At 68.6% G+C, this 23777-nt stretch carries 22 protein-coding genes and 1 pseudogene; 5 read left to right on the top strand and 18 right to left on the bottom strand.

Annotation, left to right across the window (positions count from 1 at the left end):
• The first annotated feature begins 10 nt into the window (after positions 1–10).
• Entirely contained in the window at positions 11–1150 is a 1140-nt protein-coding gene (locus V9K99_RS09590) for a S1C family serine protease (RefSeq protein ID WP_337002378.1), read from the top strand.
• Here V9K99_RS09590 and glsA read toward each other — a convergent pair.
• The 11 genes from glsA to V9K99_RS09535 form a co-directional block, all read right to left on the bottom strand.
• Positions 1131–2135 carry a glutaminase A gene (glsA, locus tag V9K99_RS09585; RefSeq protein WP_337002379.1) on the bottom strand — a complete coding sequence of 335 codons (1005 nt, stop codon included), beginning with the start codon at positions 2133–2135 and terminating at the stop codon, positions 1131–1133. The two genes, V9K99_RS09590 and glsA, sit on opposite strands and share 20 nt — an antisense overlap.
• A 1-nt stretch (position 2136) precedes the next feature.
• A complete protein-coding gene (locus V9K99_RS09580; RefSeq protein ID WP_337002381.1) occupies positions 2137–3933 on the bottom strand; it encodes an SLC13 family permease in 1797 nt (598 codons plus the stop codon).
• Complete coding sequence (locus V9K99_RS09575) at positions 3926–5599, bottom strand: AbgT family transporter (RefSeq protein ID WP_337002383.1); 1674 nt, start codon at positions 5597–5599, stop codon at positions 3926–3928. Before V9K99_RS09575 ends, V9K99_RS09580 begins: the two co-directional genes overlap by 8 nt.
• Positions 5596–7116 carry a leucyl aminopeptidase family protein gene (locus tag V9K99_RS09570; protein WP_337002385.1) on the bottom strand — a complete coding sequence of 507 codons (1521 nt, stop codon included), beginning with the start codon at positions 7114–7116 and terminating at the stop codon, positions 5596–5598. The genes V9K99_RS09575 and V9K99_RS09570 overlap by 4 nt, the downstream gene beginning before the upstream one ends.
• A 13-nt stretch (positions 7117–7129) precedes the next feature.
• On the bottom strand, positions 7130–7612 hold the full coding sequence (locus V9K99_RS09565) for a DUF1269 domain-containing protein (protein ID WP_337002387.1): 483 nt from the start codon (positions 7610–7612) through the stop codon (positions 7130–7132).
• 142 nt (positions 7613–7754) lie between these two features.
• Complete coding sequence (locus V9K99_RS09560) at positions 7755–10415, bottom strand: LuxR C-terminal-related transcriptional regulator (protein ID WP_337002389.1); 2661 nt, start codon at positions 10413–10415, stop codon at positions 7755–7757.
• 112 nt (positions 10416–10527) lie between these two features.
• Positions 10528–11406, bottom strand: coding sequence for a cytochrome bc1 complex diheme cytochrome c subunit (gene qcrC, locus V9K99_RS09555; RefSeq protein ID WP_337002391.1), 879 nt, complete (start codon positions 11404–11406; stop codon positions 10528–10530).
• 85 nt (positions 11407–11491) lie between these two features.
• On the bottom strand, positions 11492–12004 hold the full coding sequence (locus V9K99_RS09550) for a hypothetical protein (protein WP_337002393.1): 513 nt from the start codon (positions 12002–12004) through the stop codon (positions 11492–11494).
• Positions 12005–12135: 131 nt separating this feature from the next.
• Positions 12136–12585, bottom strand: a complete 450-nt coding sequence (locus V9K99_RS09545) for a hypothetical protein (RefSeq protein WP_337002395.1) — start codon at positions 12583–12585, stop codon at positions 12136–12138.
• A 134-nt stretch (positions 12586–12719) separates the two neighbouring features.
• On the bottom strand, positions 12720–13148 hold the full coding sequence (locus tag V9K99_RS09540) for an ester cyclase (RefSeq protein WP_337002397.1): 429 nt from the start codon (positions 13146–13148) through the stop codon (positions 12720–12722).
• A gap of 282 nt (positions 13149–13430) precedes the next feature.
• Entirely contained in the window at positions 13431–13976 is a 546-nt protein-coding gene (locus tag V9K99_RS09535) for a carboxymuconolactone decarboxylase family protein (RefSeq protein ID WP_337002399.1), read from the bottom strand.
• Between the two features lie 70 nt (positions 13977–14046).
• Here V9K99_RS09535 and V9K99_RS09530 point away from each other — a divergent pair, with 70 nt between their 5' ends.
• Complete coding sequence (locus V9K99_RS09530) at positions 14047–14376, top strand: winged helix-turn-helix transcriptional regulator (RefSeq protein ID WP_337002401.1); 330 nt, start codon at positions 14047–14049, stop codon at positions 14374–14376.
• A gap of 186 nt (positions 14377–14562) precedes the next feature.
• Here the strand turns inward: V9K99_RS09530 and V9K99_RS09525 are convergent, their stop codons facing one another.
• The 3 genes from V9K99_RS09525 to V9K99_RS09515 all read right to left on the bottom strand — a co-directional run bounded on the left by V9K99_RS09525 (position 14563) and on the right by V9K99_RS09515 (position 17443).
• The gene (locus V9K99_RS09525) at positions 14563–15762 is read right to left on the bottom strand and encodes an epoxide hydrolase family protein (RefSeq protein ID WP_337002403.1); all 1200 of its coding nucleotides are present in this window, start codon (positions 15760–15762) and stop codon (positions 14563–14565) included.
• Positions 15763–15769: 7 nt separating this feature from the next.
• Complete coding sequence (locus V9K99_RS09520; protein ID WP_337002406.1) at positions 15770–16198, bottom strand: MarR family transcriptional regulator; 429 nt, start codon at positions 16196–16198, stop codon at positions 15770–15772.
• Positions 16199–16504: 306 nt separating this feature from the next.
• Positions 16505–17443 (bottom strand): hypothetical protein, encoded by a 939-nt coding sequence (locus V9K99_RS09515; RefSeq protein ID WP_337002408.1) that lies wholly within the window; start codon positions 17441–17443, stop codon positions 16505–16507.
• A 1016-nt stretch (positions 17444–18459) separates the two neighbouring features.
• Between V9K99_RS09515 and V9K99_RS09510 the strand changes: the two genes are divergently transcribed.
• Positions 18460–18828: a hypothetical protein gene (locus V9K99_RS09510; protein WP_337002410.1), complete on the top strand. Its 369-nt coding sequence runs from the start codon at positions 18460–18462 to the stop codon at positions 18826–18828.
• A 22-nt stretch (positions 18829–18850) separates the two neighbouring features.
• Here the strand turns inward: V9K99_RS09510 and V9K99_RS42725 are convergent.
• The 4 genes and pseudogenes from V9K99_RS42725 to V9K99_RS09495 form a co-directional block, all read right to left on the bottom strand.
• A pseudogene (locus tag V9K99_RS42725) lies at positions 18851–19180 on the bottom strand (FHA domain-containing protein); the annotation flags it as partial.
• A gap of 66 nt (positions 19181–19246) precedes the next feature.
• Complete coding sequence (locus V9K99_RS09505) at positions 19247–20398, bottom strand: hypothetical protein (protein WP_337002412.1); 1152 nt, start codon at positions 20396–20398, stop codon at positions 19247–19249.
• A gap of 205 nt (positions 20399–20603) precedes the next feature.
• Entirely contained in the window at positions 20604–21323 is a 720-nt protein-coding gene (locus V9K99_RS09500) for an SRPBCC family protein (protein ID WP_337002414.1), read from the bottom strand.
• Positions 21320–21892 (bottom strand): ArsR/SmtB family transcription factor, encoded by a 573-nt coding sequence (locus V9K99_RS09495; RefSeq protein WP_337002416.1) that lies wholly within the window; start codon positions 21890–21892, stop codon positions 21320–21322. The genes V9K99_RS09500 and V9K99_RS09495 overlap by 4 nt, the downstream gene beginning before the upstream one ends.
• A 172-nt stretch (positions 21893–22064) precedes the next feature.
• On the opposite strand from V9K99_RS09495, the gene V9K99_RS09490 reads away from it, so the two are divergent.
• Both V9K99_RS09490 and V9K99_RS09485 read left to right on the top strand, forming a co-directional pair.
• Positions 22065–22982, top strand: coding sequence for a nucleotidyltransferase domain-containing protein (locus V9K99_RS09490; RefSeq protein WP_337002418.1), 918 nt, complete (start codon positions 22065–22067; stop codon positions 22980–22982).
• Positions 22972–23739 (top strand): nucleotidyltransferase domain-containing protein, encoded by a 768-nt coding sequence (locus V9K99_RS09485; protein WP_337002420.1) that lies wholly within the window; start codon positions 22972–22974, stop codon positions 23737–23739. Before V9K99_RS09490 ends, V9K99_RS09485 begins: the two co-directional genes overlap by 11 nt.
• Positions 23740–23777 lie beyond the last annotated feature (38 nt).

Here is a 23777-nt window from a genome sequence, read left to right as displayed (position 1 = left end):
GGAGGTCGAGATGGTCCAGCCCGACGGCGAAACCACACCACCTCCGGCCGGCCGGAGCCGCTTCGGGTCTGCCCACCGCCTGCCCGTCGCGATCTCAGCAGGCGCGATCGCGGGTGCACTCGTCACGGCCCTGATCTTCGTCGCCGTGCAGCGCGACGGAAGCACGGCCGGCGCATCGTCATCGACAGGCCAGGCAGATGCGGGTACGGCGATGTGCGCGGCGACCCCGGTGGCGGACCAGGTCCTGCCCTCGATCGTGACGATCTCGGCGCGTCGCGGTGCCCAGGCCGGGACCGGGTCCGGGCAGATCTTCAAGGAGGGCGGTTACGTCCTCACCAACGACCACGTCATCTCGGTCGCTGCCGGTGCGGGCGGCCACGTATCGGTGCAGTACAGCGATGGCCACAGCTCCGATGCCGTGATCGTCGGCCGTGATCCCAGCACCGACCTGGCGGTGCTCAAGGCCGCGGACGCCGCGAAGAACTATCCCCTGATCGGCCTCGGGTCGTCGGGATCACTCCGGGTCGGTCAGCCCGTCGTCGCCCTCGGCGCTCCGCTCGGCCTCGCCAGTACGGTCACCTCCGGCATCGTCAGTGCGTTGGATCGGTATGTCCCGGTCCCGGGTGACGGGGTGACCCACCATCTGATCGGTGCCATCCAGACCGATGCGGCCATCAATCCCGGCAACAGCGGTGGCGCACTGGTGGACTGCGCGGGCCGCCTGGTCGGAGTCAACGCCGCGATTGCCACCGTGCCGAATGCCTCCGGCGTCAGCGGCGGCGGAAGCGTCGGCCTCGGCTTCGCGATCCCGGTGGACCTGGCGAAGCCGATCGCCGACCAACTCGTCGCCACCGGGAAGCCTGGGCACCCCACGACCGGGCTGCAGGTCCAGGAGATACCGCCCGCGGTCGCCAAGGCAGCGGGTACGCCGACCGGACTTTTCGTCCTCGCGGTCGACGCCGGCGGCCCTGCTGCGAAGGCCGGGATGAAGGCAGGCGACATCATCACGAAGATCGGCGACGAAGCGGCGGTCAGCAGTGAGCAGATCGTGGTCGCGACCCTGACCCGCGCGGTCGGAGACACCCTCGAGCTGACCTACCTGCGGGCGGGTACGTCGGCCACCACCACCCTCACACTGGCCGCTCCGTAGCTCCGGCCGGCGGGACCGGCTGCGAGGCGAGCAGGTCGAAGCCGAGCTGGCGGGCGAGGAACCGCGCAGCCAGTTGGCCTTTGACACTGTTGCCGGCCCGGTCGAGCCGCGGCCCGAAGGTTCCCAGCGCGCCCTTACCGGGCGAGACCGTCACGATCCCGCCACCGATCCCGCTCTTGCCCGGAACCCCGACGTCGAGCAGCCAGTCACCGGAGGTTTCGTACAGGCCGGCGATCGTCATCACCGCGAGTGTCACCCGGGCAACGTCCGGGTCGACCACCCGCTGCTGCGTCACCGGGCAGACGCCGCCGTCCGCCAGCGTGGCCCCCATCACCGCCAGATCCGCCGCTGCGACGCTGAGGCAGCTCTGCCTGGTGTAGAGCTCGGTCGCCTCCTCAGGATCACCGGACAGACCGCCGACACTGCGCAGCAGGGCGGCGAGGGCACGGTTGCGATGGTTCGTCGCCAGCGCCGACGCGAGAACGTCCGGGTCCAGGAAGAGCTCACGGCCGGCGAAGCGGGACAGACCATCGACGATGAAACGCCAGCGGACTTCCAGTGAACCGCCCGGCGTCAGACTGGTCGTGGCGATGGCCCCAGGATTCACCATCGGATTGGTCCGCCCGGCCGAGGATTGTTCCACCGCCTGCACCGAGTTGAACGGCAACCCGGTCGCGTTCACGCCCACCAGGGTGCGGACGGCATCGACCCCGACCGCCTGACACGCCAGCGCGAACACGAATGGCTTGGCGACGCTCATGATGGTGAACGGCGTCCGGGAGTCGCCCGCCTCGAACATCCGGCCGTCGGTCGCCGAGACACAGACACCGAAGGAGTCCGGATCGACCCGGGCCAGTGCGGGATACACGTCCGTGACCGCCCCGTCGCCGCTGTCGCGATAGTTCTCGTACGCCGCTTGCACCAGCCCGGCGACGGTGGGTACCTCGGGCAGGCCTCCGGTAGAGACGTACCGGTCGGTCGGCATGTCAGAACGGCCAGACCAGTGGGACGATCACCAGCGCCGTGAGCAGCCACCACGCCATCACCACGAGACCGAGCTTCCAGTAGTCGCCGAAGCGGTATCCGGCCGGGCTCATGATCATCATGTTCGCGGGCGTGGAGATGGGAGTCAGCAGCGATGCCGCCCCGGCGACGGCGATCAGCATCAGGACCGGACGCACGGAAGTCCCGGTCCCCTGGGCGGCCGCCACCGCGATCGGCGCGACGATCAGCACCGTCGCCGTGTTGCTGACCATCTGCCCCAGGGCGGCGGTCAGGACGAAGAGGGCCAGCAGCAACAAGTACGGCCGGCCCGGTCCGACCGCGTCGATGATCAGGTCGGCGATGCGGTCCGCGCCGCCGCTGGACCGGATCGCGGCCGACAACGGAATCAGGGACCCGATCAGTACGACGATCTCCCAGGAGATGGCGCGATAGGCCTGGCGCGGTCCGACGACCCTCGTCAGCACCATCGCTGTCGCGGCGAGCAGCCCCGCCATCGCGGGCGGGACAGCGCCGGTGGCGAGCAGGACGACCATCGCAGCGAGGACGGCGACAGCGATCGACGCCTTCGGACCCCAGGGCACGGCTTGGCGCCGTACCAGTTCCGGAGAGTCCACGAGCAGGACGTCCCGGTCCCGGGTGAGCTCGTCGAGAGCCGGCCACGGGCCGTGCACCAGGATCGCATCTCCTTCGTGCAATTCGGTGTGCCTGCTGCCGCGGTCCTTGCCCATCCGCTGTACGGCGATGATGACCAGGTCACGCCCGCGGTGCATTCCCGGGAAGACGGTCTCGCCGACGAGTGACGACCGCGGCGGGATGACGACCTCGACCACACCGGTTTCCCGGGTCATCAGGTTGTCGACCGGCGCCGGCTCCATGCTGACCGCAAGCAACGAGTCGGCGGTCAGACTCCGCACCTGTTCCGACGGCCCGGTCACCACCAGCACGTCATCGACATCGATGGCCGCGTCCTCGCGGATCCGTCCCCGTCCGTCCTGGACGCCGACGATCGCCACCCCCGGGTACGGCGAGAGGTCGAGGTCGTGGATCCCGAGTCCGAGCAGTGGCGACGGTTCCGGCACGCGCAGCCGGTAGAAGCCGTTCGGCAGTGCGTAGTGGATGTCGAGCGTCTGAGCGTGCAAGGAAAGATCGGCGGTCGGATGCGCCGGCCGGGCGGCGGGCAGCAGTCTGGGACCGAGCAGCACCGAGAGGGCGATGGTGCCGATGACGAGCGGGACACCGACCACGGCGAAGGAGAAGAACGGGAAGGCGCCCGCACCGGCATCACTGGCCGCGTCCGAGACGATGATGTTGACGGGCGTGCCGGTCAGCATCAGCAGGGATCCGGCGCTCCCAGCGAACGTCAGCGGCATCAGCATCCGCGACGGCGGTTGGCCGACGCGGACCGCGAGCATGACCACGAGCGGAAGGAGTGCCGCGACTGCTCCGTTGAGCGTGATCAGGGCCGACAACACCGCACACAGACTGGTGACAGCGATCAACAGCCGGGCCCGGGTGGTTCCGGCGTACCTGACGATCGTCTGACCCGCCCACGCGGTCACCCCGGTGGAGTCGACGCCCTCGCTGACCACGAACAGCGTGGCGATGAAGATCACGACCGGATCGCCGAAGCCCGCGAGTACGGCGGTGAACTCCAGCACGCCACTCGCCCACAGGGCCAGGGCGACCAGTACGGCGACGACGTCGACGGGCAGCCGGTTCCAGACGAACAAGACGACGGCGAGCCCGAGAATGATCAGGCTCAGCGTGCCGTCATCCATGGCTCAGATGCACTGGTGCGGACGGACCCCACGGGATCCCGATCAGGTACCACGCGATGTAGAACAGCATCCACGTGACCAGCACGATGAAGGTGTACGGCAGCATCATCGACACCACGGTGCCCATCCCGGCGGTCTTGCGGTACTTCTGGCAGACCAGCACGATGAACGGCAGGTAGACCATCAGCGGGGTGATCACGTTGACCGGTCCGTCGCCGACCCGGTACGCCGCGATGACGGTCTGCGGCGCGATGTCGAGCCGGTAGAACAGCGGGATGAAGATCGGTGCCAGGATGGCCCACTTCGGGATCACCCCGGGCATGATCAGGTCGATGATCACGACCAGCAGGATGAACCCGATCAGCAACGGCAGCGCGCCGATGTCGGCCCGCTCGAGCAGGTCCGCCAGCCCGGTCGCGGCCAGCGTCGACATGTTCGTGTAGTTGAAGTAGGCAATGAACTGGGCGATCAGCAGCATCAGGAAGATCAGCCCGCCGAGTCCGTTGAACGTCTTCACGATGGCGTTGATGACGTTCGTGCTGCCGGTCAGCGACTTCGCGCCCCGGCCGTACCCGAGGCCGGCCGCGAGGAACAGCATCGAGATGATGAAGAGCAGACTGCTCATGAACGGCGACGACCCGAAGATCTCGCCGGTCTCGGGGTTGCGCAGCGGCGCTCCCGGGATGAAGGTCAGCGCCGAGACGATCGCGACGGCGACCAGCAGGTAGTAGACGGACCACCGCAGTCCGCGCGACTCCAGCGCCATCTCCTCGTCGCTGGGCTGATGATCGACCGGAGCGTCGGACGGGGCCTCGGCCGGGTCGTACTTGCCGAGCCTGGGTTCGAGAATGCGCTCGGTGATCACCGTCATGACGAGTGCGCAGAACAGTGTCGCCGCGATGCTGAAGTAGAAGTTGTGGGTGACGTTGAGGTTGACGTCGGGGGCGACCAGCGCCACCGTCTCGTTCGTGACCTCGGTGATGATGCCGTCGGCCGGGGTGATCAGGATGTTCACGAAGAAGGCCGCGCTGACTCCGGCGTACGCCGCCGCGATACCGGCCAGCGGATGCCGGCCGAGCGAGGCGAACGCGGCCGCCCCCAACGGGATCAGGACCAGATAACCGGCGTCGGACGCGACACTGGAGATGCCGCCGAGCAGGACGATGATGAAGGTGATCGCGGCCTTGGGCGCCACCTTCACCATCTTGCGGATCAGCGCCGCGATCAGTCCGGCTTCCTCGGCGACGCCGACCCCGATCATCGCGACCAGGATGACGGCGACGACACCGAAGTCGTTGAAGTTCTGCACCGCCGTGGTGAACATGAACCGGATGCCGTCGCCGTCCAGCAGGCTCTCCGCGGTGATCGTCTCTTCGTGCACCTCGTAGTCCGGTATGGCGGGCGCCGGGGGTGCGTCGTTGCCGGCGACACTCGTTCCTTGCGGGTACTCCGGAGCGACCTCGACCGTCGCCGGCTCGGCGACCTCGGTGGTCACACTCGCACCGGTCCAGGACAGGATCTGGGAGACCACGATGACGATGACGATGAGCCCCAGGAAGATCAGGGCCGGGTGCGGGACCTTGTTGCCGACCCGCTCGATACCGTCGAGAACCCGTTGCATTCCGCCTTTCTTGACCGGCTTCTCGGGGGCCGCGGCGGTGCTCATGACCGAGAACTGCCGTCGCTGGGACGGGCGAACTCGAGCGCGAACTCGATCAGCAACTTGGTGCCGAAGCCGGTCGCGCCCTTGTTCCGCCACGTCCTGGCCGCCGGAAGCTGAGCCGTGCCGGCGATGTCGACGTGAGCCCAGGGATGGCCGTCGACGAACTCCTCGAGGAACAGCGCGGCGGTGATGGATCCGGCGTTCACGCCGCCCATGTTGGTGAGATCGGCGATCGACGAGTCGAGCTGCGATCGGTACGACCTGTGCAGTGGCAGCTCCCAGACCGGCTCGTCGACGACGTCACCCGCACGCCTCAACTGCTCCACCACGGCCGGGTCGTTCCCCATCACGCCGGCGATCTCGACACCGAAGGTTCGCAGGCAGGCACCGGTCAGCGTCGCGATGTCGACGATCGCGTCGACCGGCTCCTCCGCTGCCATCGCCAGTCCGTCGGCCATCACCAGACGCCCTTCGGCATCCGTGTTCAGCACCTCGACCGTCGTACCGTTGCGCATCCTCAACACGTCACCGAGCTTCATCGCCGACCCCGACGGCATGTTGTCGGTGCACATCAGATAGCCGGTGACAGCCGTCGTACATCCCAAGGCCTGCAACGCCGTCATCGAGGCGAGTACGGCGGCGGCGCCAGTCATGTCGTTCTTCATCTGGGCGTGCGACTCGTCGCTCGGCTTGAGGCTGATCCCGCCGGAGTCGTACATGACGCCCTTGCCGATCAGGGCGATCCGGCCGGTGGGTTCATCGGGCTGGTACCGGAGCCGGATCATCCGCGGCGGCTCCACACTTCCCCGGTTGACTCCTAGCAGACCCCCGCAGCCCAGCTCGATCAGCTGGTCCTTGTCGAAAACCTCGACCTCGAGGCCCGCCGGTGGACCGACCTCGAGGGCGACCTCGGCCATCCGGGCCGCCGACAATGTGGTGGCGGGGCAGTTGGCCAGGTCCCGGCCCAGGCAGTAGGCCGCGGCGATGGTACGACCGCGTTCGACTCCGATCCCGGCCTCTTCGGCGTCCTCGTCGGCCGCCACCACCAGCAGCGACTCGAGCGGTGCGCGGTCAGCGTCCCGGCCGACGAAGTACCGCCAGCGGGCCAGTAGCACGCCTTCGGTCACCGCCTGGGCGAAATCGGCAGGGGAGATCCCCACGTCCCGGGAGGGGATCTCGATCGCGAGGCGCTTGTGCCACGGGACGGCACGGGCGAACTCCGCCGCCAGATCGCGCGCGAGCGTTGCGTCGACCTGATCGGCTGCACCGGTCCCCACAGCCACGCGGACCGGGCCGTCCGAGCGGGCTTGAACGAGCGTTTGGCCACGCTCTCCGGTGAATCCCGCGGACGCCAGGCCGGCTGTGTCGGTCCCGAGTTCCGCCCGCGGCTCGGCCCCGAGCGCAACCGGTACGGCGAGCGCGTCCGCCTCCGCCTCCGCCTGCTTCAACGAAGCGACGCCGACCGGCACCCGGCGCCGGGTCGAGGGAATCGGATCGAAGTCGTCGGGGGTCGTGTTCACGAGCGCTCCTCTGTCAGGCCTGGAGGGCCTGAACGAGTTCCTCTTCGCGTTCCTTGGTCAGGTTGGTCTGGATGACCGTCGGACCGTAGGGCCTGAGTGCGTCGATCACCCGGTCGACGGTTGCCGACCTCGCGAGCAGGAACACTGCCGCCTTGCCTTCGTGCAACTGCTGGCCGATCTCCTTGATCAGCTGGTCGCTGATGCCGACATCGGTCAGCTTGCCCGCGACCGCCCCGCTCGCCGCGCCGACCGCCATACCGGCGATCGGGTTCAGGAAGATCAAGCCGATCAGCGTGCCCCACAGCGCGCCACTGGCCGCCGCCGGTCCGGTCAGGCTCATGGTCTGATGGATGCGTACCTTGCCCTTGTCGTCCTTGTAGGCATAGGCGGCGTCCTCGCGCTGCAACAACTGCTGCTTGGCCAGCTCCTCAGTCAGCTGGATGACACGCTCCGCGTCCTCACGACTGTCCAGACCGAGCACCACCAGATGGGTCATGTCGAGTTCCTCCATTGGGGGTCGTGCGGCACCGTTCCGCGCTGAACTCCCCATCCCATCAATCGGCCGAGCCGCCGTCCTCCTCCGATTAGGGTGACCTGCGAACGGCGGGGGGATGAACCGGGGTTGCCGGTCCACGACCTCAGATCAGGCCGACTGTGCGGGCGACCCGGAGAGCGGCGGACCGCTTCTCCACCCCGAGCTTGCGATAGAGCGACATCAGGTGTGTCTTGACGGTGTTCTCAGTGATGTACAGCGCCTCGGCGATCTCGGTGTAGGAGCTGCCGAGCGCGAGCTGCCCGAGCACGTCCGCCTCACGGGCCGTCAACCGGATCCGCGCACCGTTGACGACGGCATCGAGGCGATGCGGTGGCGAGACGTGCGCATCCGACCTGGTCCGCGCCAGCAGCGTCATTCCGCCGGACGCACTTGATGCGTCCGGGTAACCCGACAGCTTGTCGAGCGCGAAGGCGGCGAACGGATGCGGGTTCGGACTCGCGAGGTGCCTGCGTAGTTGGTCGAGGAACGCCGGTTCGCCACCGGCCGGGATGAGAGCGTGCAGGATTCGCTGCGGCGCCACCCGGTTCAGGGTGTCGACCAGCGACGCATCGGCAGCCGGTAGATCGCCCATCCGCGCCAGCAGGATGGTGCGGACCGAAGCCGCCGTGGACGCGATCGGAGGGTACAGGTCCGGCCGGTTGAGCAACTGATCGATCATCGCCACGGTGGCCGGCAGGTCGCCCCGACGCATCGAGAGCATGGCCCGGGCCAGCTCGGCCTCGGTCGTGTTACCGGTCCGGTCGAGCTCCCGGAGCTGCGCATCGGCGCCGGCCTGGTCCCCGACCAGAATTGCCAGCCGGAACCGCAACAGGGCCAGGTCCCGCGACAGGAACGACGGCAGGCGGCCGGCCGCCGCGGGATCGCTGGTGAGTTCCGTCAACGCCTCGTCGAGCCGGCCGGCCTCGATCAGGAGCACGGATCGCAAGATCGCCCGCAATGCCGCGACCACCGTGTCCGAGTCGGCCACGTCGGTCGCGACCACCAGCTCGTGCCAATGCCACGCATTGTCCAGATCCAGCTGGCTCACCGCCGCGAATCCCATCACGACGTGCGCCCGAACGGCGTACTCCAGCGGCAGCCCTTGTTCTCCGACCACGTCGAGAGCGGCCTGCGCGGACTGGGCCGCGCTCTGCACCTGGCCACGGACATGATGTACGACGGCACGGTGGGCGAGACCACCCGCGACCAGCCGGGTATGACCGGCCATCCTTGCCGTGACGAGCGCCTCGTCCAGATGGCTGACGGCAGCATCGAGTTCGTCGGCCCAGGTCTCCGCTGCCGCAAGCTCGATGAGCAACCAGGCCCGCCGCTCGGGGGCGAGTACGGCGCGTCGCCGGCCGTCGCCATCCGTCGGATCCAGCGTCAGCAGGGCTCTCGCCCGTCCGATCGCCGCCTGGACGTCGTACCAGCCGTAGCGGGATTCCCACAGCCGCAGCAGTACGGCGTCCGCCCGCAACGCGTCGTCGTCCGGTGTCACCGGCTGCCGATGCATCGGCCCGGCGAGCTCGTCGGCCGACGCCGCATCCATGACTGCTCCGGCGATGTCCCCGGAGACGCGCCGCAGCAGTCCTCGGACGCCGATCAAGTGGGGATGGGCCGCGAGATCGCCGTCCGGGAGGGCCTCGAAACCCGCCGTGACGAGACCGAGATCGCCGGCGGCGAGGATCTCCGGCCCGCGCGCGAGCAGGATCCGGGCGACCAGGGCTGGGTCGTCGGCGCCCAGTGCGCTCCGCAGTGCGGTTCCGCCGTCGCCGTGGTTCTCGTAGTACAGCGCCGACCGACGGTGCGCCGCGGCGACGGTCCGCGCGTCCTCGGAACTCCCGGCGGCCCGGCGCCGGAGCAGCTCGACAAGCAGTGGGTGGTACCGATACAGCGTGCCGTCGGGGCCGTCGGCGTAGGCCGTCACCAGCAGCCCGTTGGCGGCGAGATCCGCAAGCATCGCACCGGCATCGCTGTCGCCGCTGAGGATCACAGCCAGCGGCCCGCTCACGGTGGTGGCCGCGAAGGTGCTGAGCAGCATCGCCTGTACCCGCTCGTCGAGGGTGCTCAAGCTCTCACCGAGCAACACGTCGAGCACCGGCCGCTGGTTGACGACGGGCCACGCGGCGACCCCGGAGGCAGCGAGGGTCCGGGCCGCGAGCACCAGCGCTGCCGCCCAGCCAGCCGTGCGTTCCTGGAACAGCAGGATGTCTTCCGGAGTGGCTTTGTCGGCATGTGCCTGCACGAGCGCGGCGGCCTCGGCGTCGTTGAAGCGCAGATCGCCAGACCGCAAGGTCAGCGCCATGCCTCTCAACCCGAGCTCGGACACCGGCAGCGGGAGGTCGTATCGGCTGGCCAGCACGAGTCGCACCGCGTGCGGCGCCTTCTTCAGAACCTGGGACAAGTCGGCGACAGTGGCTGCCGGCAGCAGATGCGCGTCGTCGACGACGATCGGATCCGGCGGACTCGTCTGGTCGGTGCCGACCGCCTCGTGGAGAGTTTGCCCCAGCGAGCCGGGCGACTCCCCGGGCACCCAGGTCACGGACTCACCCGCCTGTCGGCGGCGCGCGACCCAGTCCGCCAGCAGGACGGTCTTGCCCGTGCCGGCCGGCGCGATCAGTAGCGTCAGCGGAGCCCGCACACCGAGGTCGAGAGCAGAGTGCAACCGCTCACGAGTGACCAGCGTCAGCGGAGGTCGCGGGACACTCCCTCCGGCCGGGCGCTGGAACTTCTCGCGCGCTTGGTCTGGCGTCGGGGTGGTCACCCTCGTCGCCCCTCCCTGGCCGAGGTGCCCTGCTCTGCGCTTCGCCGTTCCTGCGTCCCAAATTATCGAGACTAACCGGTTCGTGCCGATCGCGGCAGAGGTGACGTGGCAATCAATCCTTTGCTTGCCCGCGCTGGGGTTCTGCTTGCCCGTGCCGTGGTGCGGCCCGGGGAACCTTGGCGCCGATCCACACCGCGACGGCAACCAGCAAACCGATCCCGACCAGCCATCCCCACAGACCTTCGGACACTGGCCCGAGCCGGCCCAGTCCGAAGCCGCCCGGGTCGTTCGATTGCTGCAGGCTGACGAGGTAGGCGATGATTGCGCGTTTGTCCTCTGGAACAAGCACCTGATCGGAGAAGACGGGCATCTGCTGAGGGCCGGTCAGCATCGCCTGATAAATGTTCCGCGGCGTCGTCTCCATCAGCGATGGTGCGTACCGGCCGTGCGGAAGCGCACCACCGCGACCGGCGAAGTTGTGGCATGCCGTGCAGTTGGTCCGGAACAGTTCGCCACCCCGGACGATCTCCTCCTGGGTCGCGTTGCTGACGTCGTACGCCTCCTCCGCCGGCACTGCGGGTCCCGGCCCGAGGGAGGCGACGTACGCCGCCAACGCCGCGATCTCCTGGTCCGAGTACGCCGGAGGCTTCTGCGGCACCTGGGCACCGGTCTGCACGGCCGGCATCCGGCCCGTGCTGACCTGGAAGTCGACTGCGGCCGCGCCGACGCCGATGAGCGAAGGACCAGCCATCCGCCCTTCGCCGTTCGTGCTCCCTTCGGCGTGCAGACCATGGCAGCTCGAGCAGCCGACCGCGAACAGCCGCCGGCCTTCCTCGATCTGCTGAGACTGCGGCCCATCCGCACCCGCTGCGCCGTTGGGAACCAGTACGGCGTACGCCAGTCCGGCCGCCACCAACGCCGTACCGACCACCATGGCCTTGGCCAGTCCGCCCCTCCGGAACAGCCGTGGGGCACGGTCGACTCTGCGCATCTCCCCACCTCCAGGCTGCCGCAGGACCAGCAGACACGACCCCACGACCACCCGGATCACCCGAATCGGGTGAGCCCTGACATGGTCAGCGGGCGTCGCGCTTGGCTTGGCGACGGGCGCCGGCGGCCCGCGACGACGCGTCCTTCTTCAGCCCACCGGTGGTTTTGGTCGCGCGCGCCCGCGGGCTGTCCGCCGGCGCGGGACCATCGACGCGGGCCGCGGCCGGGGCTGCCACCACGGCGCCGCCGCCGCCGGTCGATCGCGCCGCTGCGATCCGTTCGCTGCGAAGCTCCATCGACGCGCGCTTGGCTGCCGTCGCGACCTCTCGGCTCACCCGCGCCAGCACCGACTCGAACAGCTCCGCCTTGTCCCGGTCCCGTTGATTCTTGGGGTAGGACTTACCTCGCCCACCCACCTGCGCGACCGCCGCGCTGGCGCCTCGCCGGTAGTTCTTCACGTACTTCGTCCGAGCCCGCCGGATCCGCTGGTGCAACTCCAGCAGTTCGTCCTCGTCGAGGCTCTTCAACACATCCCGTTCGGTCTCAGCCACGAGCAGGCGCTCAGCATCCGTCAACGAGTTCAGCAGCCCTTGGTTCATCACAGTCTCCCACCAGCCACCAGCAGCCTACGTCCACCCCACGCCCCGGTCGAGAGCCAATGCGGTCGCCATTCAGACGACCCCGGGCAACAGGGCATTAGATGCCGTCGGCAACGGATTCCGCGCCGTCGTCACGGCAGATCGGCCTGGCGGCCGACGGTGTCGTGCGACTCCTGCAACCAACGTCTCAGCTCGTCGTCGAGGTCGGCTGTTTGTTGTACGCGGATGAAGTGGCCGCGCCACCGTGGTCCGTAGTCGGCCGTCTTCACGATCCGCGGGCTGTCGATCCAGCGGTGGAGCGCGAATGCCGCCAGGAAACCGGTCTTGCGCGGGTACAGCCCGGCGAACCGGACGCGGGCGACTGCCACGAGGCGTGACTTCTGTGCAATGACCTGGACGTCGCCGAGGCCTGCGAGGATGTCGACGTACACCTTGGCCACCTCGACGACGCCCGGGCGGGCGCCAGCGAACAGTTCTTCCAGGGTGTGTTGGCCGCAGGAGTGCCACAGGTTGCGGCTGACAAGCCGGGCGCCGCACCGTGGGCAGATCCAGACGGGCGGCCGGTCACCACCGTCTGCCACGTGACACCTCCGACCCCCCAGCGCGTCGACTCCCGCAGCGCTGGGATGAGGCCGCGACCCGACGGCTCTCGGCGCTGGGTCGCGGCGTCATCCTGACTGGTTGTCGGGACCGGGTGGCGTGCAGGTCCGGCCTACTACCCGGGCATCAGGCCGAGTTGCATCATCATGCCGGCGACGTCCGGGTGGGCATGGAACTCGGTGATCCTGCCGTCCTTTGCTCTGGCGAAGTACGTTCCGTGGCCGGTCACTGCGCGGCCGGTCGCGGGCAGTTCCTGGCCGCCCATCGACAGCGGACCGGTGTTGGTGCCGGTGAACTCGACTTCGGCCGCGACCGAGTCGTCCCCGATGACGCGGTTGGTCTCGGTGACTCGCATGTCGGGGAACGCGGTGAACCAGGCCTGCATGTAGGTCTGGACGTCGTCCTTGGACCGCAACGGTTCGGGCGTGCTGTCGTCGGTGTAGGTGAAGTCATCGGCGAACAGTGCTGCGAATCCATCGGTGTCATGGGAGTCCCATGCCGCCATGCCCTTGTCGTCGAGGGCGAGGATCTCATCACGCGTCATCAGCCTCTCCTCTCTGTGAGGAACGAGGGTCCACGGGCTCGCCTCGGCGAAGGTCGCTCTGTCCCCCTTTCCCTCGCCTCTCGCGACCCCTGAAGTGCACCCGCGAAAGCAACCCCTGACCTCACCCTGCGCCGACCGTAGGGGTGAGTCAACACAAGCGCTCGACCCAGCGCGATCCTCTGCCTGGACCACGGGCCGGCGTGCCCGCTGTAGCTGGGCGTCACGTCGATCACCGGGCCGCCGTCGAGATCGGAGGCCCAGTGGGTCTGGACAGGAGTGGTGTCAGTTGGGGTAGTGCGCGGCCCAGGGTTCGTTGTCGAGTTGTACGGCGTTCGCGACGCAGCTGATGGTTTGGTACCAGCCGGTGAGGACGACGAGTTCCAGTAGTTGGCGGTCGTTGTAGTGGTCGGCGAGGGAATGCCACGCCGAGTCCGAGAGACGGGCTGTGTTGTGGAGTTCGTCGACTGCTTCGAGTAGGGCTTGGTGTCGCGGAGACCAGTCCGCGGTGCCGGAGACGGTAGCTTGGAGTTGGGCTGGGGTCAGGCCGACGTGGTCGGCGAAGGCGGCCGCGTGAACGGTCCATTCGTAGCGGCAATCGCAGAGGGCGCAGATCCGGGCGATGACGATCTCGCGATCGAGGGCAGGAAGTTCGCCGTGACCCAGCAGGCCGGCGCCGAGGACGCGCATACGGGAAGCCAGCGCGGGGTGGCGCTCGAGCAGCCGGAACAGGGCCAGGGGTTCCTGGGTCACGCCGGGTGGCATCCACTTGCGGAGCGCTTCGTCGACGTCGGCGGCGTACGGCGGGGCGAGCGGTTCGATGCGGGGCATGGTCACCTCGTGAGTGCTTCGGATTTCGAACCACTATGATGCTTCGAAAAGAGAAGCGCAAGGAGCAGCGATGCCTGATCACCCTCGTCCAGGTGTACCGGTCCGTGGATCGACCACCGGGCGGCCGCTCATGGCCGCGCTCGATCTGCTCGGGCAGCGATGGACGCTGCGGGTGATCTGGGAACTGCGCGCCGACGCGCTCGGTTTCCGCGAACTCCAGCGACGCTGCGAACGCATGTCCTCCAGTGTCCTCAGCACCCGCCTCGCCACCCTGATGGAGGCAGACCTCGTCCACCTCGAGGACGACGGCTACTACCTGACTCCACTCGGCAAAGACCTCATCACCGCGCTCCGCCCACTACAAACCTGGGCCGAAGACTGGAACAAAGCCCTCAGCTGAAAGAACATCCGGCGCACGCACGTACGGCGTCGTGGTCGACGCGCAGGGGCGGATCGTGGTGCTCGACAGGGTGCAGCGCTTGTCTGTCCACGCCCTCAGCGCAGGGTGTGAATGCGGCGAAGCCGCGGCCGGCTACCGGGTTCAGGCATGGCGCGGAGGTGGCGAGCGACCGACCGGTTTGCGGGTTCAGCGGAGGGAGTGGAAGGTGCGGCGGAGGTCGTCTGTCCATTGGGTGGGGAGTTCCCAGGGGATGAAGTGGCCGCCGGTGGGGTGGGCGGTGAGGTTGGTGTGGTTGTACCAGGGGGCGCGGTCGCTGGCGAGGAAGTTCTGGATGCGTTCGTCGGGTGTGGTGACGCCGGGCGGGTTCTCGTAGCCGACGAAGGTGATGCCAGTTGGGGCCTCGATGACCGGCTGGCGGTCGTGCGACGGGGTCCACGGGTAGCGGTTGTTGTTGGCGTACGTGCGGATCGAGGTGTCGATCGCGTCGCCGGCCCAGTAGATCGTGGCGTGTGTGAGCAGGTCGTCTCTGCTGAATGGATCGCCGTCCGACCACTTCATCCATCGCTCGAGCATCCAGGCGAGCATGCCGGCCGGTGAGTCGGCCAGGCCGAAGCCGAGGGTGCTCGGGTCGAGGACGTGGGTCGCCAGGTGGGAGGCGAACCGTCGGTCCAGCTCGACAATCCGATTGTGGACAATCGACGGCAGGCCCGCCGGAATCGGATGACCGCCAGAGAAATCCCAGGCCCGATCGCCGTTGAAGAACGTGAGCTTCAGCCCCGAACCGATGTGGATCCCGTAGAGCTCGTCGGCGTACTTGTGCCCGAGTTGTCCGGTGACGAGCGCGCCGACATCACAGCCGCCGGCCGCGTACCGCTCGTACCCGAGAACTCCGGTCATCAGCTCGTGCCAGACATCGGCGATCTTCCAGAAGTTCATGTCCGGCTGATCCGTCAGCGGCGTAGAGAACCCGAACCCGGGCAGCGACGGCACGATCACGTCGAACGCATCGGCCGGATCACCGCCGTACGACCCGGGGTCGGCAAGCGGATCGATCACCTTCGACCAGTGCCAAAACGTCCACGGCCAGCCGTGACTCAGGATCAGCGGGATCGGGTCCGGCCCGACACCCGCCTTACGCATGAAGTGCACCGGTACGCCGCCGACGTCGACGCGGTACTGCTCGTACTCGTTCATCGCCCGCTCGGCCTTGCGCCAGTCAAACCCGTCGGCCCAGTACTCGACGAGTTCTTGCAGGTCGGTACGACGTACGCCGTAGAAGCCGTCGTCGTTGCCGACGTCAAGGGGCCACTTGGTCGAGGTCAGCCGGCGACGCAGGTCGTCGAGCACCTCGTCCGGCACATGGATCGGGGTCTGTTCCAAGTTCATGGTTGCCTCAGGCATCTTCAGCGGCGATCTCGGTCAGGCGGGTCAGGACGTGCATCGTGGCAGCGAGTACGGCGCGCTCGTCGTCGGTCAACTGGTCGACCAGGCGGGTCAGGTTCGCGACCCGGTTGGCGTGCCGGGACCGGACGATCTGGCGACCCTCGCGCGTGAGTGACAGCAACATCGCGCGGCCGTCGGTGGGATCCGGCCGCCGTTTGATCAAACCGTCCTGCACCAGTTTCGCGACCAGGCTGGTCAACGCCGGCTGCTTGAGCTGCTCGGTCTTGAGCAGATCCGTCAACCGCAGCGGCCCGCTCCGCCCCAGCGTGTGCAACACCGACAACGTCGAAAAACTGTACTTCCGCACCCCCGGCAACCGAATGAAGACCCCATTGAAGTCCTCAATCACCGTCACCAACCGATCCACATCTAACGCCACGCATAAACTATATCAATTTTCGATGTAACCCAGCAGTCGCGGGTGCATGGCACAGGCCCCTCTGAGTCCGCCCGCCGGCGGTCGAGGCGGCCCGGCGCGCGTGCAGCACCACCCCACAACCCGTGGGGACCTGCGCCGGATCCCGGGTGGCTCCGGTGGTGGCCCGCACCGCTGTCGGACTCGTCGCCGCACCCGCCGTTGAGGTGTGCGAGAGCATGCCCCCGCGAGCGTCGAGCGCTGTCGGCAACTGGTGTCGAGTTGCGCGGATGTTCGTGTGTGGGCTGAAGATGACCGGCAGTGCTGGGGTCAGTTGCTGAGGGCTAGGCCGGGGACGGTGATGGCGGCGTCGCCGGATTTGAGGGTGAGGGTGGCGTCGGTGAGGCCTTCGGGGAGGTGGCCCTTGAAGGTGATGGTGCCGTGTTCGACGCTGCCGGCGGCGATGGAGTCGTTCCACTGGCTGCGGAACCCGTCGGACTTCAAGGAGTTCCCGTCGGCGCCGGTGAAGGCGGCGTTGCCCTCGAGTGGGAGGGACAGCGACTGGTCGCCGCCGTTGCTGACCGCGACCTCGACCCGGGTGAAGTGACTGGTGTACGTGACGTTCTCGACGGTGATGGTGAGCCCGGCGGTGGTCTTGGCGACGGGTTTGATCAAACGGTCCTCGCCCGACTCCTTACCGGTGATGTAGCCGGCGAAGTATTCGACCCCCGCGGTGAGCGCGAACCCGCCGACACCGACGCCGAGCAGTACGGCGACGATCGCAACGATGACCGGTACGTCGAGCCGACCGCCGTCCGGCCGGTCCTCGGAGGAGACCGCGTCAAGCAGGGCGACCACCATCGCGGCGATCAGCGCGATCGCGGGCGGCACCAACCACCGCAGCGTGCCACCGGCCCCGTCTGCGAAGAACGTCGCGACGAGGTTGATCACCAGGCCAAGGCCCAGTACGGCGCCTGCGACCAGAAGTACTCGAATCAGTCGGACGTGGCCGGCCGGGGCGTCCTCGGTTGCTGCCGGCTTCCGGCGTACTGGCTCCGGCTCACGGGCGGGCGGATTCTGGGGTTCCTGCTGTTCGAAGGCTGAGTCCGGCCAGCCTGACGATTCGGACCAGTTGGCCTGTCCGCCTTCCGGCTGCGACAGGGCGGGCCGCTTCGTCGACGACCATGGCGACCGGGCGGGCTCGGGGTTGTCCGCCGACGGATAGGCCGCCCAGGCCGCCCCGCCCGAACCGGCGTCCGCGGGATCCACCCAGCCGACCTGGGCTCCGCCGATCCACTCGTCACTCCCGGCGTCCGGGTGCGCGGAGTCGGGAAGATCTGTGGCCCACGGGGCCTGCGGGCCGCCGATGATCTGGTCGTGGAAGTCAGGGTCTGACTGCGGCCAGCTCGGCGAGTTGCCGTCGTGGGGCGCGTCTTGTCCTGCGCGACCGGTGCGCGCGTCCGCCGCGCCCTGCTCGGTGCTCGCTCGGCTTGCCGCGGGCTGCTCAACACCCCGGACTGGCCAGGGTGGTGCGCTGTCGGCCGGCGTACCTGGGGTCGGCTCACTCCAGAACGGTCGATTGTCGACCGGCCCGGCGTCGAATCCCGAGGCGCTGTCACGGAACGGACTGTTGCCTGGGGCATCTGCCGACGAGCTAGGAGCTGCTGCGCCAGCGCCACCAACCGCCCCAGCCTGGGCTGCGGCACCGGAGTCACCGACCGACCCACTGTGGGCAGCTGCTGCTGCACCGGCCGCGGCGCCCGACCCGGCCTCTGCCCGTGTGCCGGTACTGCCACCCGGTCCGGTCCGTGGGTGGGTGCCGGGAGTGCCGCTCGGTCCACCCTGAGCACCCGGTCCGGCTAGAGAGGGCGTGCCGCCTGGTCCTGCTTGAGCGGGCGTGGTGCCTGGGCTGGTGTGAGTGGCTGCGCCGCCCGGACCGCCTTGAGCCGGCGTGGTGCCTGGGCCGGTGTGAGCGGGCGTGGTGCCTGGGCCGGTGTGAGCGGGTGCGCCGCCTAATCCTGCTTGAGCGGGCGTCGTGCCGGGAGCAGTGTGAGCGGGTACGGCGCCCGGACCGCCTTGTGCGGGCGTACCGCCTGGGCCGGCCTGGGCGGGTGTGGTGCCTGGAGCGGCCTGAGGTGGCGGGCTCGGCGTGTGCGCGGGCGTCGGCGTGGATGCCGGGCCGCTGGCCGCACGACCGGCTGCGGACGCGGGGGCACCGGCGTCCGCGGGGCTAGGCGTAGAACCGGCTGGCTGGCGCGGCGTGGATGCTGGGGGAGGTGTGGAGGATGGGCCGCCGGCAGCTAGCCCCGCAGCCCCTGGACCGGGCTCCGGGCGTGATGAGGGAGCAGGCGTGGGCGATGCGCTGCCGGCTGAGCCTGCCCCGGCTGAGCCTGCCGCGGCTGCTGCGCCGGTCGCGAGCCCGGCTGCGGATGCTGCGCCGGTCGCGAGCCCGGCTGCGGATGCTGCGCCGGTCGCGAGCCCGGCTGCGGATGCTGCGCCGGCAGAACCCGCTGCGGATGCTGCGCCGGCGGAACCTGCCGCGGATGCCGCGCCGGCAGGACCCGTTGCGGGTGCTGCGCCGTCCGGCTGGCCCGACAGGGGAGTCTGAGGGCGGCTCTGGTCCGGACCAGAGCCGGTTGGTTTGTGGAAGGTGAGGACTGAGCGGCCGATCTGGATGCGGTCGTTGTCGGTGAGTTGCGTGGGGGCGGCTAGGCGGCGGCCGTTGAGGGCGGTGCCGTTGCGGGACTCGTCGACGAGGGTCCACGTCGTACCGGACCGGTTCAGGCGGGCGTGGATGCGGGAGATCTGGTCGTCCGAGGGCAGCCTGATGTCGGCGTTCGAGCCGCGGCCGATGGTGATCGTGTCGCCGTCGGCCGGCAGCGTCCAGCGCTGCGAACCGAGCGACACCGCGAATTCGGTTTCCACTAACACCCCACCCGGCAGCCAACCCGTCTGCGCGATTCTGCCTGCCCGACCCGCCCTGGGTCCAGACCGCCCCGCCCCCATGAGCCTCGTCACACTCGATCCCGCCGTACGGCGGCCACTCGACAGGCGGCCGCCGTAGGGGATCTGTCAGTTGAGGGTCATGCGGGGTTCGCCGTTCACCAGGCCTGTGCCGGAGATCGTGCACGTGCCGCCGCGGTTCAGCGTGTACGCCTGGCGGACGCAGGAGCGCGTGGCCAGTTGCGCCCAGTAGTTGGGATGGAGGGATTCCTGGATGTAGTAGTTGGAGCCGACCGTCGTCACTGTGCGGATCTGGTTGACCCACTCGGTCTTGTCCACCGCGGTCGACTGGGTCCAGGAACTAAGACCGACCTCTTCGTACAGCCCGACCGTCTTCTCGCACAGCCGCCTGCCGTTGAAGGCCGACTGCATCTCGAGCAGCCGCGTGTTGGTCAGCCCGGACTGGCCGATCGCCGCGCGGATGGTGCTGTTGATGGTGGCGAGTGCGGTGCTGTTGGCCCAGTCGGCGTCCGCGTTCCAGAAACCGCAGCCACCGACGCTCTGCCGCGAGTACCCGCTCTGGGCGTACCGGATCCCGCTGCCGGCCGGAAGCGGCGACGGATAGGTCTGCACGAGCAACGTCCAGCCGCTGTCGGAGTAGCCGGCGTTCTGCATGGCGGAACGGATGTTCTGGAAGGCGGTCGCGATCCGGCCTCGTACGGCGGTCACGTTGGCGGACGTGAAGTTCGCGACCACCGAGGAGTCGTCCTTGCAGTAGTCCGGGTTCCACGACGGTGACAGCAGGAAGTCCGTCACGCACTGCGTCACGATCGAGGCGAAGTTGAAGTCGTTGCCGCCGATCGACACGACCACCTGTTTCACGTTGTGACTCGCGGCGAACTGCTGCAGCATCTTCGCCTGGCCGAGGTGCCCGGCCCCGTCGTCGTAGAAGTCGAGCCCCGGCTTGAAGTCGTCACCGTTGCTCGTGATGGTGCGGGCGCCTGAGCAGGCCAGGTTCAGCCCGCCGGCGCCGCCGCCGATGTAGGCCTCGGCCGAGCGGCTGCGGTGGCACTTCGGGATCAGCTCGGCGGTACCGCTCGCGTTGTCGTGATACGCGTGCGCGCCGAGCGCGTCGGCCGGGGCTTCGGAGTTGTTCGAACTGCCGGCCCAGCGACCGGCCTCACCCGAGATGTAGGAGTCGCCGACGGTGACGACGTACGGCGTACCGGACCCGGGGCCATCGGCGTGCGCCGGGGTTGCGACCAGGCCGAGCCCAGCCATGGAGAGCACGAGAACTGCGGACACGCGACGCGAAGAAGTACAGGGCGGAATCTTCACCGGACGGCCTCTCTCGCCTGAGGTCGGTGACCGCCCGGACCCCCGTGCCGGTCACCGTGGCGCGAATGTACTCCCGGGTAACCAGGAAAGACAGACCGAGAGTACTGGCACGTTTGCGCAGTGTCACCGCGGTGTCAGGACGCGAACCTCAGCCGCCGAGGTCCAGGGGGACCGGGTAGCGGGCCTCCCACCAGGGCTTCCAGCGCTGGTCGACGGGCTCGCGATCGCCGTACAGGGTGAGGACCGCCATCGAGGCGCCTTCCGGCTTCTTCTCCGACGGTGGGACATGGCTGAGGACCAGCAGGCCGTTGCCCCAGCCGTCGACGGTCAGGCCGACCTGGTGCTCGGAGGTGAACCACACCTGGCCCTTGGCCTGCTCACCGATCAGATCCAGCTCGTACGGCGTTCCGGCCGGCGGCACGTCGATCCCCAGTTCCGCGATCGGCGAGCGAGCGCCGTTGCCCGAGTAGAAGAGGGTCCGCCGGGCCTCGCCGGGGTGGTACTCCAGCGCGAACCGCAGCTGCTGCAGGAAGGTGATCCAGCCCTCGGTGACATCGTCGTAGTACGCGTCCCATTCGGGGTTGGCGCCGTACGCCCCTCTGGTCAGGGTGATCCGCGATCCGCCCTCGACCGGCTCGACCACGAACTCGTCGCCGTTCCCGAGCGTGAGGACCCGGCCCTCCTCGTCGGCCGTGACGCTGGTGAAGTAGATCAGGTCGATCTCCTCCTCGAGGCCGGCGCCGCCCTCGGTGCCCTCGTACTCCCAGCCGTGCCAGTGCCGGATCTTGTCCTTGTTCCGCATCGCGTCCCACACCGCCTCGACCGGCGCGGCCACAGTCACCACGATCCGCGGTCTGTCCTCACTCATGCCTTGTCTCCCTCGGTACGACGCGGAGCCGGGTGGCCGCCCGCGATCAGTCGGTAGGGGCGACCGTCGTCGGTGTCGAACTCCGCCACCGTCCGTCGGATCGCCTCGGTCAGCGCGTCGGTGAAGCGGTGTAGGTCGCCCGGCTCGGCGAATCGCACCTCCGCCTCGAGCGTGAACGTGAGCAGCCGCTTGCCTGCGGCATCGGCCTTGGTCTTCATCCGGGCCACGTCCCGAACGGTGCCAGCGGCAACGTCCACCAGATGCTCGGCGGCGTACTGGTCCTGGATCGTGCTGAACGCATGCCCCATCACCGCCGGGTCGACCACCAGGGTCGCCGACGCGCGCAGGATCCGCTCGGTGAACCCACGTCGCTGCCGCTCCTCGACGAGCTCGATCAGGCCGGCCTTCTCCAGCTCGCGCAGGTGGTAGTTCACCCGCTGCCGGGGTAGCTCCAGCGCGGCCGCCAGCTGGGTCGCCGACGAGGGCTCCCGGAGCAGGTCGAGCAGCTGCCGCCGGATCGGCGACAACGCCATCCGGACCTTCTCCGGCTCCTCCACGTATCCCAGCACGCCCTCAGATTCCACTTGACAGAATAATTTGTCAATAGCGCGTTGCGGACCGCCAGCCCATTCCGATCGAGGGGTCGGAGGCGTCGGCACGCTCAGCGGGTGCCCGGACGGTGCGATTGTGATGGGCTGGGCGTCCGCGCCGATGGATCACGGCTGGTGAAAGCATGGCGACATGTCTGTCCGAGGGCCGCAGTTGCCGGTGGGGACCCAGGTGGTGATCCGCGTTGCCGCGCCCGACGATCAGGGCGGTACGGCGCAACGCGGAGCAACCGGCCGGGTCGCCGGCGTCACCCCGGACGGCCGCTACACGGTGCGACTAGTCGACGGCCGGGAGACAGTGGCACGTCGCGACCAGCTCAGTCTGCGTACGGCGTACCAGGACGAAGCGATCGAATTGGCCCAGCCCGACGGCGACCGGTTGGTGCTCGAGCACACGATTTATGCCGCGGTCGTCGGCTCGAGGGCGTTCGGCCTGGACACCGATGCCTCGGACACCGACACGCGTGGTGTCTACGTCGCTCCGACCGAGTCCTTCTGGTCGCTGGCCAAGCCGCCGGCGCACGTGGACGGTCCGGAGCCGGAGTGGTTCTCGTGGGAGGTCGAGCGGTTCTGCGAACTCGCGCTGAAGGCCAACCCGAATCTCCTCGAGGTGCTCCATTCACCGCTCGTAATAGCGCAGACCGCGCTCGGTGAGGAACTGGTCGACCTGCGCGAAGCCTTCCTCTCCCAGTTGGCCTACCAGACGTACTCCGGCTATGTCCTCAGCCAGTTCAAGAAACTGGAGGCGGACTTCCGCCGCGACGGCGCGCCGAAGTGGAAGCACGTCATGCACCTGATCCGGCTGTTGCTCGCGGCCCGCACTCTGTTGCTGGAGGCAAAGCTCATCGTTGACGTCGGCCCCCATCGTGACCGGCTGCTCGCGGTGAAGCGAGGCGAGCTGTCATGGGATGAGGTCGAGCAGTGGCGCCTCGGTCTGCACGAGGAGCTCGACAACGCCTCGCGCAGAACGGTTCTCCCGGCAACGCCGGATGTCGCACGGGTGGACGCCTGGCTCAGATCGGTCCGGAGGAGGAGCATCGGTGGCGCGTGACATGCGGCAGCTCGACTACGCCGAGCTGCGCGACATCATGGGTGAGCAGCCCTACCGTTTGCTCTTCGCAACAGTCTCCGGTGCGCACCTGTACGGCTTCCCGTCGCGCGACTCCGATGTCGACCTGCGCGGTGTGCATGTCCTTCCCGCGGCCGAGGTGGTCGGTCTGCGAACCGGGCCGGAGACGCTCGACCGGACCTGGTTCGAGAACGAGGCCGAGGTCGATCTCGTCACCCACGACCTGGCCAAGTTCGCCCGGCTGATGCTCCGCCGGAACGGGTACGTGCTGGAGCAGGTGCTCTCGCCACTCGTCGTCGTCAGTACGCCGGAACACGAAGAGCTCGTCGCGCTGGCCGCGGACTGCGTGACGAAGTGGCACGCCCATCACTACCGCGGCTTCGCGAACACGCAGTGGAACTTCTTCCTGAAGAACCAGGAGCTGAAGCCGCTGTTGTACACGTTCCGGGTCCTGCTCACCGGCATCAACCTGATGCGGACCGGCGTCGTACAGGCTGATCTGCGCGAGCTCGTCCAGGAGCTGCCCGAGGCTCCGGCGTACCTGCCGGACCTGATGGCGGCCAAGGCCGAGGCCGAGCATGGAGCGCTGGACGGGCCGTCGGGGGAGCGGATCGCCGAGGATGTTGCCCGGCTGCGTGCCGCTCTCGACGAGGCGGAAGCGGTCACCGACCTTCCCGGTGAGACGACCGCCGAGCCGGCACTGAACGACCTGCTGATTCGGGTGCGCCTGTCCCGCTGAGTCGTGGATAGCGCTTGCACAACGCGCGCGCAGGCATA

The sequence above is a fragment of the Kribbella sp. CCNWLW201 genome (genome assembly GCF_037203805.1).
GTDB lineage: Bacteria > Actinomycetota > Actinomycetes > Propionibacteriales > Kribbellaceae > Kribbella.
This window is presented reverse-complemented; position numbering and strand designations above follow the sequence as displayed.

Coding starts and splice junctions, on each gene's coding strand:
- V9K99_RS09590 (WP_337002378.1), top strand. CDS start 11: ATGGTCCAGCCCGACGGCGAAACCACACCACCTCCGGCCGGCCGGAGC.
- glsA (WP_337002379.1), bottom strand. CDS start 2,135: ATGCCGACCGACCGGTACGTCTCTACCGGAGGCCTGCCCGAGGTACCC.
- V9K99_RS09580 (WP_337002381.1), bottom strand. CDS start 3,933: ATGGATGACGGCACGCTGAGCCTGATCATTCTCGGGCTCGCCGTCGTC.
- V9K99_RS09575 (WP_337002383.1), bottom strand. CDS start 5,599: ATGAGCACCGCCGCGGCCCCCGAGAAGCCGGTCAAGAAAGGCGGAATG.
- V9K99_RS09565 (WP_337002387.1), bottom strand. CDS start 7,612: ATGACCCATCTGGTGGTGCTCGGTCTGGACAGTCGTGAGGACGCGGAG.
- qcrC (WP_337002391.1), bottom strand. CDS start 11,406: ATGCGCAGAGTCGACCGTGCCCCACGGCTGTTCCGGAGGGGCGGACTG.
- V9K99_RS09550 (WP_337002393.1), bottom strand. CDS start 12,004: ATGAACCAAGGGCTGCTGAACTCGTTGACGGATGCTGAGCGCCTGCTC.
- V9K99_RS09540 (WP_337002397.1), bottom strand. CDS start 13,148: ATGACGCGTGATGAGATCCTCGCCCTCGACGACAAGGGCATGGCGGCA.
- V9K99_RS09535 (WP_337002399.1), bottom strand. CDS start 13,976: ATGCCCCGCATCGAACCGCTCGCCCCGCCGTACGCCGCCGACGTCGAC.
- V9K99_RS09530 (WP_337002401.1), top strand. CDS start 14,047: ATGCCTGATCACCCTCGTCCAGGTGTACCGGTCCGTGGATCGACCACC.
- V9K99_RS09525 (WP_337002403.1), bottom strand. CDS start 15,762: ATGAACTTGGAACAGACCCCGATCCATGTGCCGGACGAGGTGCTCGAC.
- V9K99_RS09510 (WP_337002410.1), top strand. CDS start 18,460: ATGGGCCGCCGGCAGCTAGCCCCGCAGCCCCTGGACCGGGCTCCGGGC.
- V9K99_RS09505 (WP_337002412.1), bottom strand. CDS start 20,398: ATGGCTGGGCTCGGCCTGGTCGCAACCCCGGCGCACGCCGATGGCCCC.
- V9K99_RS09500 (WP_337002414.1), bottom strand. CDS start 21,323: ATGAGTGAGGACAGACCGCGGATCGTGGTGACTGTGGCCGCGCCGGTC.
- V9K99_RS09490 (WP_337002418.1), top strand. CDS start 22,065: ATGTCTGTCCGAGGGCCGCAGTTGCCGGTGGGGACCCAGGTGGTGATC.